This is a genomic window from Microcoleus sp. S13_B4 (assembly GCF_036700885.1).
Lineage (GTDB): Bacteria > Cyanobacteriota > Cyanobacteriia > Cyanobacteriales > Microcoleaceae > Microcoleus.
In genome coordinates, this window is record NZ_JAUBPU010000001.1 from 263,100 (window position 1) to 276,650 (window position 13,551).

The 13,551-nt window shown below is 45.6% G+C and carries 13 protein-coding genes and 1 tRNA gene; 6 read left to right on the top strand and 8 right to left on the bottom strand.

The window, feature by feature from the left end; translation table 11 throughout:
- Positions 1–129: 129 nt before the first annotated feature.
- From QT994_RS01065 to QT994_RS01090, 6 genes are all read left to right on the top strand, one after another.
- Positions 130–2,952, top strand: a complete 2,823-nt coding sequence (locus QT994_RS01065) for a hybrid sensor histidine kinase/response regulator (protein ID WP_333171018.1) — start codon at positions 130–132, stop codon at positions 2,950–2,952.
- Between the two features lie 163 nt (positions 2,953–3,115).
- Positions 3,116–3,592, top strand: coding sequence for a chemotaxis protein CheW (locus QT994_RS01070; RefSeq protein ID WP_333048280.1), 477 nt, complete (start codon positions 3,116–3,118; stop codon positions 3,590–3,592).
- A 66-nt stretch (positions 3,593–3,658) separates the two neighbouring features.
- On the top strand, positions 3,659–4,384 hold the full coding sequence (locus QT994_RS01075) for a pentapeptide repeat-containing protein (protein WP_333171021.1): 726 nt from the start codon (positions 3,659–3,661) through the stop codon (positions 4,382–4,384).
- Between the two features lie 16 nt (positions 4,385–4,400).
- Positions 4,401–4,655 carry a hypothetical protein gene (locus tag QT994_RS01080; protein ID WP_333048283.1) on the top strand — a complete coding sequence of 85 codons (255 nt, stop codon included), beginning with the start codon at positions 4,401–4,403 and terminating at the stop codon, positions 4,653–4,655.
- 1 nt (position 4,656) lies between these two features.
- Positions 4,657–4,977 carry a type II toxin-antitoxin system mRNA interferase toxin, RelE/StbE family gene (locus QT994_RS01085; RefSeq protein WP_333171023.1) on the top strand — a complete coding sequence of 107 codons (321 nt, stop codon included), beginning with the start codon at positions 4,657–4,659 and terminating at the stop codon, positions 4,975–4,977.
- Entirely contained in the window at positions 4,977–6,131 is a 1,155-nt protein-coding gene (locus QT994_RS01090; RefSeq protein WP_333171026.1) for an ISL3 family transposase, read from the top strand. The genes QT994_RS01085 and QT994_RS01090 overlap by 1 nt, the downstream gene beginning before the upstream one ends.
- A 43-nt stretch (positions 6,132–6,174) precedes the next feature.
- Here the strand turns inward: QT994_RS01090 and QT994_RS01095 are convergent, their stop codons facing one another.
- The 8 genes from QT994_RS01095 to QT994_RS01130 form a co-directional block, all read right to left on the bottom strand.
- Complete coding sequence (locus QT994_RS01095; RefSeq protein WP_333171029.1) at positions 6,175–6,306, bottom strand: hypothetical protein; 132 nt, start codon at positions 6,304–6,306, stop codon at positions 6,175–6,177.
- Positions 6,307–6,342: 36 nt separating this feature from the next.
- On the bottom strand, positions 6,343–7,041 hold the full coding sequence (gene urtE / locus QT994_RS01100) for an urea ABC transporter ATP-binding subunit UrtE (protein WP_333171031.1): 699 nt from the start codon (positions 7,039–7,041) through the stop codon (positions 6,343–6,345).
- Positions 7,042–7,140: 99 nt separating this feature from the next.
- Positions 7,141–7,887, bottom strand: a complete 747-nt coding sequence (gene urtD / locus QT994_RS01105) for an urea ABC transporter ATP-binding protein UrtD (RefSeq protein ID WP_333048288.1) — start codon at positions 7,885–7,887, stop codon at positions 7,141–7,143.
- Between the two features lie 135 nt (positions 7,888–8,022).
- Positions 8,023–8,745 carry a TIGR00266 family protein gene (locus QT994_RS01110; protein ID WP_333171033.1) on the bottom strand — a complete coding sequence of 241 codons (723 nt, stop codon included), beginning with the start codon at positions 8,743–8,745 and terminating at the stop codon, positions 8,023–8,025.
- 186 nt (positions 8,746–8,931) lie between these two features.
- On the bottom strand, positions 8,932–10,074 hold the full coding sequence (gene urtC / locus QT994_RS01115) for an urea ABC transporter permease subunit UrtC (RefSeq protein WP_333171036.1): 1,143 nt from the start codon (positions 10,072–10,074) through the stop codon (positions 8,932–8,934).
- A 27-nt stretch (positions 10,075–10,101) separates the two neighbouring features.
- The gene (locus QT994_RS01120; protein ID WP_333171039.1) at positions 10,102–11,256 is read right to left on the bottom strand and encodes an ABC transporter permease subunit; all 1,155 of its coding nucleotides are present in this window, start codon (positions 11,254–11,256) and stop codon (positions 10,102–10,104) included.
- 287 nt (positions 11,257–11,543) lie between these two features.
- A complete protein-coding gene (gene urtA / locus QT994_RS01125; RefSeq protein ID WP_333171040.1) occupies positions 11,544–12,860 on the bottom strand; it encodes an urea ABC transporter substrate-binding protein in 1,317 nt (438 codons plus the stop codon).
- Positions 12,861–13,384: 524 nt separating this feature from the next.
- Positions 13,385–13,457 (bottom strand) — tRNA-Ala (locus tag QT994_RS01130).
- Positions 13,458–13,551: the final 94 nt, after the last annotated feature.

Sequence of the window (13,551 nt, forward strand, 5' to 3'; positions counted from 1 at the left end):
ACAACAATTACAGTTAAATAACGGGACATATATATAAAAAAAACTGGCAACCGACAACAGTTAACTGTCAACCGTCAACAGTCAACCGACAACAGTCAACCGACAACAGTCAACCGACAACAGACTAATATGAATGATGACGATTTAAACGAATTAATAGATGCTTTTACCGCAGAATGCGAAGAGTTTCTCCAGTCAATGGAGACGAATCTGCTGGCGATGGAATCTGCGGGTTTGAAAGAGCGACAAGCGGCAGTTAAAGAAATGTTTCGGGCGGCTCACTCGATTAAAGGTGCGGGTTCGATGTTGGGGTTTCAAAACGTGTCTGTCGCAGCTCACACGCTGGAGGACTGTTTTGTCATTTTGCGCGATCGCACAGACTTGTCAGCCCTGGAACCGACTACAGTGAGTGTTTTGCTGCAGGGGGTGGACACTCTCAAAAAGATTACGATCGAATGTGTTCAACACTCCGATGTCACAAGTCCGGATCAAACGGAAAACTTGGAGGCGATCGCCCAAATTTTCGCCCAGTTCCAGGCCAAGTACGGCAAGTCAGAACAGCCGCCAGTCCCCGCAGCCAGCCAATCGCCCGCCCCGGAAACCCTGAAACTGATTTTTGAACACGAAGTGCCGCCACTCTTCAATCGCCTAGAAACCGAGCTTTCCCAAGCTTCCGAGGCAGATTTGGCAAAAAGCGTCACCGCCCTCAACCAGGTTTACTACCAACTCTCCGGTTTGGCTGGAATGCTGCTATTGCCGGATTTTGGGAAAGTCGCCGCACCCCTCAGAGATTTGATTGACTCTCCCGACTTGACTCTACAACGGTTGCAATCCGAGGGTTGGGCGATCGCCCAAAACTTGCAAACCGCACGCCAACAAATACTGGAAGGAAGGGCGATCGACATCCCCGAAATCTCCCCCTCCCCGACTCCCCCCGACTCCCCCGGACTCCCCGACTCCCCGACTCCCCCGGAAAACTCCCCCTCCCCAACTGTCCCCCCCTCCTCGACTCTCCCAGTCCCCAACTCGCAAAGGCCGACAATCCGGGTAGACTTAGAACGCTTAACTGAATTGGTGAATCTAGTCGGGGAATTAGTCATCAACCGTACAAATTTAGAACTTCAAGAATCCGAACTGCGCGGCGAAGTCAAGCGCATCCGCCGCAGTATCGTAGATTTGAACCAATTCGGCGGTCAGTTGCGAGAAGAATACGACAGACTGAGTTTTGCAGAGTGGAGAGGGGGAAACGGGAACTCTGGATTGGGAAAACTTGCAGCAGCAGAAACAGAATTCCCAATGATTGCTAACGGCAAATCCTCTCCGACCCATGCTCACTTCGATATCTTAGAGATGGATCGTTATACAGAATTCCACTCGACAGCCGCAGAAGTCATCGAAACTGCCCAAGCAATTTCTCACTCCGCCACCAAATTAGACACCTTAGCCATGAAATTCGAGCGCAGTACCGACCAACTGCGCCGCATTACCGAACAACTACGCAGCCGTGTCATGCAGTTGCGAGTCGTGAGTTTCAGTCGCGCCGTCGATCACTTGCCCCGAGCGATCCGGGAGATGTGCCTCACATACGATAAGGATGTCAACCTGCTGCTAGTGGGAAGAGATACCAAAATTGACGAAAGTTTGCTCGATGCTTTGCGCGACCCCTTAATACACTTAGTGAGAAACGCTTTCGACCACGGCATCGAAATGCCCGAAGTTCGGAAAGCAAGCGGCAAGCCGGCCAGCGGTCAAATTGAAATAGAAGCCCGCCACCAAGGCGGCCAAACTATTATTACGGTCGCCGATGATGGCAAAGGCATTGACCCGGAAATGATTCGCCGTAAAATTGTCACAAAGGGTTTGGCTACGGAGGAACAAGCTCAAGAATTTTCCATTGCCGAACTCTACGATTTTCTATTTTGGCCGGGTTTCAGCACTACAGAAGGGGTCAGCGACCTTTCGGGGCGGGGAGTCGGGCTCGACGTGGTGCGAACAAATTTGCGGACTGTGCGGGGAACTGTGAAGGTAGACTCTCGCCTCGGAAAAGGTACGAGTTTTATCATTAAACTGCCACTGCTGCTGTCGATTACTGATGCTTTGATGGTGAAGACCGATCACAATAAAATAGCAGTGCCGCTGGATGCAGTCGAGGAAATTCTGCACATCAAAGCCTCGGAAGTTCACATTGCCGGCAATCAGCCGATGCTGTGGTGGCGGGAGGAATTTATTCGTTTGGTGAGGATGCAAGATTTGCTCGAATACAGCGTCCTCCCGCCGGATGCCCCATCTCCTGACCCTTTGACCCAAGAGGAAATTCCCGTCCTGGTTTTGGCTTCTACCGAAGGAATGCTCGCGGTGGCCGTGGAACGGCTGATCGGTCAGCAGGAAATTGTGGTTAAACCTTTGCCACCGCCTTTATCCAAGCCTCGCGGCGTTTTGGGGACTACGATTTTGGGGGACGGGCGCGTGGTGAATATTCTGGATGTGGACGATTTGGTGGGTCAACCTGTGGTAAATAGTTCGATCGCCGCTGTCTCCGGTAAAGTACAGGAGATGCCGTCAAGTCCGAGTCAGTCACCGCAGATTTTGGTAGTGGATGATTCCTATACAATTCGGCAGTTGCTGTCTCTGACGCTGACTCGTGCTCGCTACCGGGTGGTACAGGCTAAAGACGGTGTGGATGCCTTGGAAAAGTTGCAAAATGGTCTTAATTGCAGTTTGGCGATCGTGGATATTGAAATGCCCCGGATGGATGGATTTGAATTGTTGCGATCGATCAGATCGACCGAGCGGTTTGCTAAGATTCCCGTAGCCATGCTGACATCCCGTAGCGGGGAAAAACATCGGCAAATGGCAATGGAATTAGGCGCAAATCAATACTTCACCAAACCTTACAGCGAAGCCCAACTTTTACAAGCTATCCCCAAATTAATCCACCACTCAATAATTTAATCCACAATCTCAAATTTCCCATCAAATAATCCCTAATCTCAAACCAAACTTAGGGAAAAAGTAATTACACCCGCGAATAATAGTGGAAAGCTACGCAACCGAATCACCTACTAAAATCCAATAATCTTCAATCTAAAATCTAAAATCTAAAATCTAAAATCGAATGACTCACGCCAATTACAATCGCCGCTTTCGGAGCCAAAAACCAGCCACTGTTAGAATTGCCCCTAAAAAATTTGTTTCCTTTGAACTAGGAAATATTTACTATGCTGTTCCTATTGAACGAGTGGAGCGCATTGTTAAAAACTTTAATGCCTACGGCACTTTACCTAGCGGGAATAGTTTATTGCGGCATCAAGAAGAACTGATTACCATAATTAATTTATCCAAAATATTTCCCAGCAGTCCGAGCATTACTGAGTGCAAATACCTGATTATTTGTACCTTAAATAAAAGCGATCGGTTAGGGATTCCCCTTCCTGATATGCCAAAAATTTTGGAAATTACCGAAGAAAGCTTCTGCGAGATTCCCGAATTGTACCGTCAACAGCAACTGTCTCCGGTAATAGAAAAGTTAATTCGCGCACCTGATGGTTCCGAAGTTTTTTATCTGAATTTCGATTTATTTAGCGAAATGTAGGGTGTTCACTTTTCGAGGTATTATACCCTATAAATGGTATTTTTGCAAAGAAAAAGTTACTTATTTATGAAAAAACTCACAATAATGTCGATCGCCCTACTAATTTTTGCAGCAAATCTCGCATTGCCGAAGGTGGGTCTACAACTAAGTGCGATCGGGCAAATAGAAACACCCCAACCAATCCAAACCCCCCAACCAATCCAAACACCCCAACCAATCCCAACACCCCAACCACAAACACCCCAACCAATCCAAACACCCCAACCAATCCAAACACCCCAACCAATCCAAACACCCCAACCAAAAGCAAACGACCCCAAAAAGCTCGGCTATGTATCCCCAGAATTTGCCGAAAATTTCTCCCAGCAACAAATCGACCAAATCAACGCCAACGTCGAAACGCTGCTGCTAACTCAAAGCTGCTCCCGCTGCGACCTCCGAGCCGTAAAATTAGTTAACCTTAACTTAAAAAATCCCATCCTTACAGGAGCAGATTTATCAGATGCCAACCTCAGTGGTAGTCGCTTCGAGATCTCAGATTTTGTCAACACCAATCTAGCTCGCACAAACTTAAGCGGAGCCGAATTAGTAGGAGCGAGAATCAGCAACGCTAACCTCAGAAAAGCTAACTTGACAAAGACAAATCTAGACGGTGCAGACTTGCGATTTTCCGATTTGAGAGATGCCAATCTTTCCGATGCCAACCTCCGCAATGCTAATATAGATGGCGCTAGTATCGATCGAGCAAGTATGGTCGGCACCACAATGCCAGACGGCAGGAAAAATAATTAATAATAGAGGTAGTCTTATGTCGCCGATTAAACAACGCCTTCTCGAAGCGATCGAACGGACTCCTGAGCCACTTTTAGAGCAAACGCTGGCATTTCTGGAATTTTTGACCAGTCGGACACAATCCGCGATCGCCCCAGACTTTGACTCAGATTTTGACTCAGATACCGACTCCAACGAGCAAATCCTCGCCGATCTGAAAGCCTCCCTCCACCAAGCCAAAGCGGGACAAACCTTTCCCATATCGGACCTCTGGGACGGTATCAATGTCTGATATGTCAGTCCAAGTCACATTCACGGTACTCTTCAAACGTCGCCTCAAAGGACTCGCTAAAAAGTATCGCCAAATTCAAACCGATATTCAGCCAGTCCTTGATGAGCTTATCCAAGGAAACTTCATAGGAAACCAGATTACAGGGACTCAATACACCGTTTACAAAGTCCGGGCTAAAAACAGTGATTCCCAAGTTGGTAAGAGTGGCGGTTATCGCTTGATTTATCAAGTTGAATCACCGACTCAAGTTGTTTTACACCTGATTTACTCGGCTCTCCTGAGTTTATGGTGTAAAATAGATCAACCAATACAGTTAGAGTGATGAGCTTTCATTTAGACTATCTATTAGACTTGCCTGGAGTCAAGGTTGAAACTTGCACTCAAATTGAAGGACAAATTTACTTTCGTTTGAGTGCTTTAGCATCAGGAATAGTTTGTCCTCACTGTGATAATTATACAGAAGAACTCCATCAGAATCGACCTATATTAGCCAGAGATTTGTCAGTTTTCGGTCGTTCTGTGTATTTACAAGTACCTCGTCGGCAGTTTTACTGCGCTAGCTGTCAACGTTACGTTACAGAAAAATTAGAATTTTTGGACAAAAAAAGACGGCATACTCAACGATATGAACAAAATATTTATGCGCGTGTTCAACAGTCAAGCATGGAACAAATAGGGCGAGAAGAAGGATTGAGTTATGACGAAATTAAAGGTATTTTTACTCATGTAAATTCCTGTAAAAAAAAAAGCTATTGGGAGTCAGTTAAACGAGTGAGTATAGATGAGATAAGTATGAGAAAAGGAAAAGGAAGTTTGGTAACTGTTGTCAGTGACATTGAGGGGGGTAATTTGATTGAAATGATTGACTCTCACCGTCAACCAGACATAATTGAAGCCCTGATAAAACAACCGTTTGAGGTTCTAAAACAAGTTGAGGAAGTGAGTATTGATATGTGGGGAGGATTTCCAAAAGTTATAGAACAAGTATTCCCAAATGCCAAAATTGTCATCGACCGTTTTCACGTGATGAAAGCAGTTAATAAAGACTTGAATAAGTTACGCCGAGCAGTAGGAATTACAGATAGAGGCAGCAAATACTTATTGTTGAGTAATCGAAGCAACCTTAATTCTGACCAAATTGAAAGGTTGGCAATCACCTTGGAAAAATCAGAATGCTTAAGAATTGCTTATGAGATGAAAGAAGAGTTTCGGGAAATATACGAGACCGATATGACCGTCAAAATAGCCCAGACCAAGTTCAAGGATTGGCTGAATTATGCGAGGATATTTTTTAAAGAATCATGTTCGACAATTGTCAATCATTTTGAAGGAATTTGTAACTACTTTCTTAATCGTACAACAAGTGGAGTGATGGAAGGGATAAATAATCGAATTAAGTTAATTATGCGACAAGGATATGGCTTTTCAAACTTTGATAATTTTCGAGAACGCGTATTAGCTTGCTTCTCTAATTAGATAAAAATATCACCGTAAGTTCCGGAGAGCCATTTACTCGAAATCAGAGCAAGCAAATGTCTCCGCCGAGGAAATCCAAACTGCGATCGCAGAATACCAAGCGAACCCAGACGAATAAGCCATTTTTCAAATCTAAACGGTTGCCCTTCTTGCTCTTTGAGGCGCTCGCTGTCATCGTCAAAATCCGTGTCGTGCCTTCCTTAAATTCTATTCAAACAGCCAAAAACCTCTGAATCACCTCATCACTTAACTCGCTAGTGCTTCCAGAAGCCACAATTCCGCCTTTTTGCATAGCATAATACCAGTCAGCTTGCCGCACAAAATGCAAATGTTGCTCCACCAACAAAACAGAAATTCCCCTAGTCGCAACTACGCGGCGCACCGCAGCTTCAATATCTAAAATAATCGAGGGTTGAATCCCCTCCGTTGGTTCATCCAAAACCAGCAACTGCGGCTCACCCATCAAAGCTCTAGCAATAGCTAACTGCTGCTGCTGTCCCCCGCTCAAATCACCTCCCAGGCGATCGAGCATAGTTTTCAAAACAGGAAATAAATCAAAAATTTCATCAGGCACTTCAGGATTTTTGATTTTGGTTGGTTTCGCTTCCAAACCTAACAATAAATTTTCTTTAACCGTCAAACGTGGAATAATTTCACGCCCTTGAGGCACATAACCAATGCCTAATCTAGCCCGCTGGTGAGTCAACTTAGAAGCAATAGATTTTCCGCCAAAAGCAATAGTGCCACTGCGCGGTTGCAGCAACCCCATAATCGTTTTTAGCATAGTAGTCTTGCCCACACCATTGCGACCGATCAAGCAAACCATTTGCCCCGACCTGACGCTTAAATCGACATCGCGCAAAATGTGACTTTCGCCGTAATAAACATTCAAATTAGAAACTTGTAGCATAATTTTTAAATGATAATGGGTAATGGGTCATGAGAATTGGTAGCAACTACCAAATAACTTCTTCCGTCTTCCGTCTTCCTTCTTCCTTCTTCCTTCTTCTTACTCTTCCGGTTTTCCCAAATATACCTCTATTACGCGATCGTCATTTTGCACCTCATCCATAGTCCCCTCACACAAAACCGCACCCTGATGCAACACCGTAACCTGCCGCGCAATTTGCCGCACAAACTCCATATCGTGTTCAATTACCAACACCGAATGACTTTCCGCCAGCGAAATTAGCAACTCTCCAGTTAACATCGTTTCCTCATCAGTCAAACCCGCCACAGGTTCATCTACCAACAATAAATCAGGAGATTGAGCCACCAACATTCCAATTTCCAACCATTGCTTTTCGCCGTGAGAAAGCAAACCAGCCGAAACATCAGCTTTAGCCACTAAACCAATTGTTTCCAACAAACCCGCAACCGTGCGTTTTTCAGCAGCCGAAGCAGGCTTGAACAAAGTCGAAAAAACATTTTTATGGTGGCTGCAAGACAATTCCAAATTTTCGCGTGGCGTTAAATTCAAGTAAACTCGCGGCGTCTGAAACTTGCGACCAATTCCCAAGCGCGAAATCCTATCTTCCGACAACTTGCGTAAATTTTGTCCCTTAAATAACACCCTGCCCTCTGTCGGCTGCACCTTCCCGGTAATCGAATCGAGAAAAGTTGTTTTCCCCGCACCATTGGGGCCAATAATAACTCGCAGTTCGCCCGCATCCATGCTAAAATTTAAACCGTTGATAGCTTTAAAACCATCAAAACTAACCGTCAAGTTTTCTATTTCTAAGACTTTCCTATTCATAATTAACAATTCACTTACTAATGGACAACAACCCATACCTTTTGTGGGTGCGGAAGCCAAATATCCTCGCTTATTAAGGAGATTTTATTCCCTTCCGTGGCACAATAATTTCTACTTTTGGCTGGCAGTTTACTCTTAACTAAAACTGCTAGAACTGCTCGACATTGGAGGTGGAGCGGCAGCTAAAATGCGTTCAGCTAACTTCGAGAGTGGCAAACTTTGCACATATACTTTTCCAGGCCCAGTCATCTTTGCCAAAAACAAGCCTTCACCTCCAAATAAAGCATTTTTAAACCCGCCAACAAATTGAATGTCGTAGTCTACTGTGGAAGCAAAAGCTACTAAACAGCCGGTGTCTACTCGCAACACTTCGCCAACTCCTAAATTTTTCTCAACTATTGTTCCTCCCGCATGAACAAAAGCTAGCCCGTCACCCTGCAATTTTTGCAAAATAAAACCTTCTCCGCCAAAGAAACCGGCACCGAGCCGCTTGGTGAATGCTACCTCAATTTCAATGCCATTGGCCGCACAGAGAAATGAGTCTTTTTGACACAAAAATTTACCGCCAAGTTGGCCTAAATCGAGGGGAATTACTTTACCCGGATAGGGGGCGGCAAAAGCGACGCGGGCCTTGCGATTTCCGGCGTTAACAAAGGTGGTAATGAAAAAACCCGCTCCTGTCAGCATTCGTTTGAAACCTTGAAATAAGCCACCGCCTGTGGATGTTTGCATTTGGATGTCGCCTTCCATGTATGTCATGGTTCCAGCTTCAGCCCTGACGCCTTCTTTGGGGTCAAGTTCAATCTCGATGAGTTGCAAATCGTCGCCGTAGATTTTGTAGTCAATAATATCTGCCATATGTTTCCCCTAAAGTTAAAGAATGAAGCTGTTTGCTAGGGATATCTAAGTAGGTGGACATATATATTGCGACTCCTTCGATAGAAACGCAGCTTTTCCCAAGTCTATTGTGATTGCTTGGTTTGTCTCTTGCAAGTGAAATTGATTTATGTCCACCTACTTATAAATTACACGATATTTTTGCACTCAATGTTCAAGTTCTTCTTTTTCGAGCTGCACTTCGGGGTCTTGTTCCAGGCTGGGGTAAGTAGAGGCGTACCTCGGTCTTCTGAACAGGATGCGGATTTGGTCGAAACCTTGATGTTGCAGCCATCCGACTAAGCCGTCGGGCAGCACTGTGACTACTATTAGGAATAGCGCGCCTTGGAAAAACAGCCACACTTCGGGGAATTGTTCGCTCAAGAAACTTTTGCCAAAGTTGACTAGCAGTGCTCCTAATATTGCTCCTGATAATGTGGCGCGACCTCCCACTGCGACCCAGATTACCATTTCAATGGAAAAGGCAATATCCATTGCTTTTGGCGAAATGATTCCGGTTTGTACGGTAAATAATGCGCCTGCAATCCCGGCTAAACCGGCGGAAATTGCAAAGACTAAAACTTTGTATCCTGTGGGATTGTAACCTGAGAAACGCAGGCGCACTTCGTCGTCGCGAATGGCTACTAGCAGGCGGCCGAAACGCCCGCTGGTTAGCCAGCGGCAGAGGGCGTAAGTTGCTGCGAGAAATAGTATGGTGAGAATGTAGAAAATATATTGAGTATCTCGGTCATTTACTGTGGCTCCGAACAGGGTTTTAAAGTCGGTGAGTCCATTCGTTCCGTTAATCAGTTTTTGCTGGCCGTTAAAGAAGTTGAAAAATACAATGGTTGCTGCTTGGGTGAGAATTGAAAAGTAAACGCCTCGAATTCGATTGCGGAATACTAAATAACCTAAAAGTGCGCCCAATATGGCGGGGATGAGAACTACTGCTGCTGCTGAGAAGGGAAATGAATAAAATGGTTGCCAAAACCAGGGGAGTTCGGTAACGCCGTAGAGGTTCATAAATTCTGGCAATTGACTGCTGGCGGTTGGGGAAATTTGCAGTTTTAGGTGCATGGCCAAAGCGTAGCCGCCGATCGCAAAAAACACCCCATGCCCTAAACTAAGCAAACCCGTGTATCCCCAAATCAAGTCTATGCCGAGGGCTGCAATTGCTAGTGCTAAAAACCGCCCCAGTTGATTGAGGCGAACGTCGGGGAGTATTCCTGGGATGAGCAAGATGAATGTGAGGGCGATCGCGCTGACAATTGCCGCTTCTTTTAGCCAGGGTTTTTGATGTGTTTTCTGCATTTTTCGCTACACTCGCAGTTATAATTTTTAATTTTCTACCGTCCGCCCTTTTTGTGGGAAAATCCCTCCCGGCTTCACTTGCAGAAAAGCCATAATTAAGGCGAATACCATTACTTTTGCCATGCTGGTTGTGGCGAAAAATGTGAAGAAATCGGCTAAAGGCTTGACAGGAGCGAACATTATTGCTAAGGTTCCCGAACCTATCAGGTAATTTGCAGTGCCGATCGCGATCGCAGCAACTACACTCCCCACAATCTTGCCGACACCGCCCACAACAACCACCATAAAGGTATCGACTATATAATTTTGTCCGGTATTTGACCCTACCGAACCTATCAAACTAATCGCGCACCCAGCGACACCTGCGAGTCCCGAACCCAAAGCAAAAGTCAGCGCGTCTACTTGTTCGGTAGGAATTCCCAAACACGCGCTCATGCTGCGATTTTGCGTCACAGCGCGAATGCGAAGTCCCCACACAGACTTTTGCAAAAATAGGTAAATTCCCGCCAAACAAATTCCTGTCAGCACAATAATAAAAATTCGGGCGTAGGGCAACTGAAAATTGCCCAGCGGTATGCCGCCCCGCAACCATTTCGGTGCAGTTACGTCCACATTTTGAGCGCCAAACCAAGGTTGAGTTACTGCCAGTTTGTAAGTTTGCCCTAAAAAGGCGATCACCGCCCAGGAAATACCCAAAGATAAAGGTAAAATTAGGGCGATAATTTTGCTGCGAATGCGATCGAAATCCGGGCGCTGCTTCAATACCCCCAAACCGCCAAAAAACAGCAAACAAAACACCGCAATCCCAATTACCAGCACCCAACTGACGCTGCGGACAAACTGCTGCAAAATTAAACTTACCCCCCAAGTTGCCAGCAGAGTTTCTAGCGGCCGCCCGTAAAGATAGCGAATCACTCCGCGTTCGAGAATTAATCCTACCAGTGCAGCTACTAAAAAAGCTAGGGGAATTGCAAATAAAATATAGGTTTCAAAAGCAAATCCTCCGATACCTTTGAAGACATTTTGCACCACGAAAGTTGTATAAGCCCCCAGCATCATCAACTCGCCGTGAGCCATATTAATCACGCCCATCAGCCCGAAAATGATCGCTAATCCCAGGGCGGCAATTAGTAAAACAGCGCCGATGCTAATACCATTAAATAAACCATCTAATATCGCCACTTTGGTTACTCCTGCATCAAGTCTGTTAACTTTCTTCGCGGATAATTAGGGGCTGGTTTTATCCGATTGGTGTCAACTTAGAACTAAAACCCTCTGTATATTTCGCTTGTAGCCGAGTCTCGATCCCCCTAAATCCCCCTTAATAAGGGGGACTTTGAAGAGTCCAGTTCCCCCTTATTAAGGGCAGTAGGGGGTGACGCAAGAACGCTCTTGTCCCCCCCTTCTTAAGGGGGGCTAGGGGGGATCGGGCTTAACCCAAGCGTATTGAAATTGGTATTACCTACTTATCAAGCTTTGAATTTGCCACCTTTTGCGGGGTCTGACCAATCGCAAGCAAAGCCTTTTGTTTCAGGGACAAACTGATTCCAAGGAACCGGCTTCACGGCTTCTGGTGTAGCAAAAGCGATGTTAAACAAGCCGTCTTCTCTCACTTCGCCCAACCGCACAAATTTAGAGATGTGGTGGTTGTTTTCCATCGTAACTTTGCCCTCCGGCGCGTCAAAGGTTTGACCCAAAGCTGCTGCCCGCACTTTTTCCAAATCATCGGCTGTCCCTGCTTTCTCGACAGCTTGCTTCCACAGGTAAACCATGATATAAGCTGCTTCCATCGGGTCATTTGTCACTCTATCTTTGCCGTATTTTGCCTTGAAAGCTGCCACAAATTTTGTATTTGCTGGAGATTCCACAGTCATGAAGTAATTCCAGGCGGCGTAATGACCTTTAAGGTATTCTACGCCGATCGCCTTTACTTCTTCTTCTGCAATACTGACCGACATTGACGGATATTTGTCCGGCCCCAAACCTGCACCCTGCAACTGTTTGAAAAATGCTACGTTGCTGTCGCCGTTGAGGGAATTGAAAATGACGCCCCCGTCTGGCAAAGCTTCCTTAATTTTACTAATAATTGGCGTGACTTCTGTCCCGCCCAAAGGAATATAATCTTCTCCAACTAATTCGCCACCTTTGGCTGCAAGCTGTGCCTTGATAATGGTATTCGCCGTGCGGGGGAAAACGTAGTCCGACCCGACTAAGAAGAATTTTTTGCCTTTATTTTCTAGCAGCCAGTCCACTGCTGGTTCGATTTGCTGGTTCGGCGCCGCCCCGGTATAAAAGATGTTCTTGGAACACTCTTGACCCTCGTATTGTACTGGGTACCAGAGCATATGATTTTTTTCTTCAAATACCGGCAATACTGCTTTGCGGCTAGCGGATGTCCAGCAACCGAAGACGGTGACAACTTTATCTTGGTCGATCAATTTTTTCGCTTTTTCTGCAAAAGTCGGCCAGTCTGAGTTGCCATCTTCTACTATTGCTTCGATTTGTTTTCCGAGGACACCCCCAGCTTTATTAATTTCTTCGATCGCTAATTGTTCGGCATCGACAACGCTTTTTTCGCTGATTGACATCGTGCCGCTCAAGGAATGCAAAATTCCTACTTTGATCGTGTTTCCACTGCTTGCTGCGGGTGTAGTTCCTGTTGATGTGGGAGAAGTGGCTGGAGTTGCTGTTGGAGTTGGAGTTCTACAAGCTTTGAGAAATAAACTTGATGTTAGGGTAGCAGAACTGTATAAAATAAATTTCCGCCGATCGAATCGCTTTGTCATTTTTTCTTGTTACTCTTGAATAGATGAGTCAGATGATTGAGAATAATAACACATAGCGACTTGATATTAAGACTCGCGTCAGCAGACTGTTGTATTTTTAGCTACAAAACTTATTGTTTTTGAGAAAATGAATGTTTTGTGGGGATTGAAGGCAACTGCGGCAGAAACCGGGCTGATACCTTGTTAGATTTTAGATTGACTGATGACATCAGGGTTGGGATCACGGCCTTACCGGATTTTTTTGGGAAACCGGATTTAGACACCAAAATACGTCTTTTCAGCAATTAGTGTGTAATTAGAAACCCGGTTTCTTTACATAAATTATCTTATTGATGCTACCAGTTAGGCAGCAACTGGGTCGATCGCACAAAATAGAAAGTCGGTTTCTCGCTCTCCACAGGTTATTGATGCTAAAACTTAGGCAGCAACCGGGTCGATCGCACCAAATAGGCGACTATCAAAACAGGTGACGATCGCACTTCGCTTTGAGTACGATCGTCACCTGTAGAAATGCCCCTGATTTATGGAGAATAGCGGACTCGAACCGCTGGCCTCTGCGGTGCGATCGCAGCGCTCTACCAACTGAGCTAATTCCCCTGATTGAGTTTTAATTTAGCATTTTAGATGCCGGATTGCCGAATCTAAAAGGCTTACAGGTCTTGCTGGCTCTCACGTTCGCAGACCGTCACTT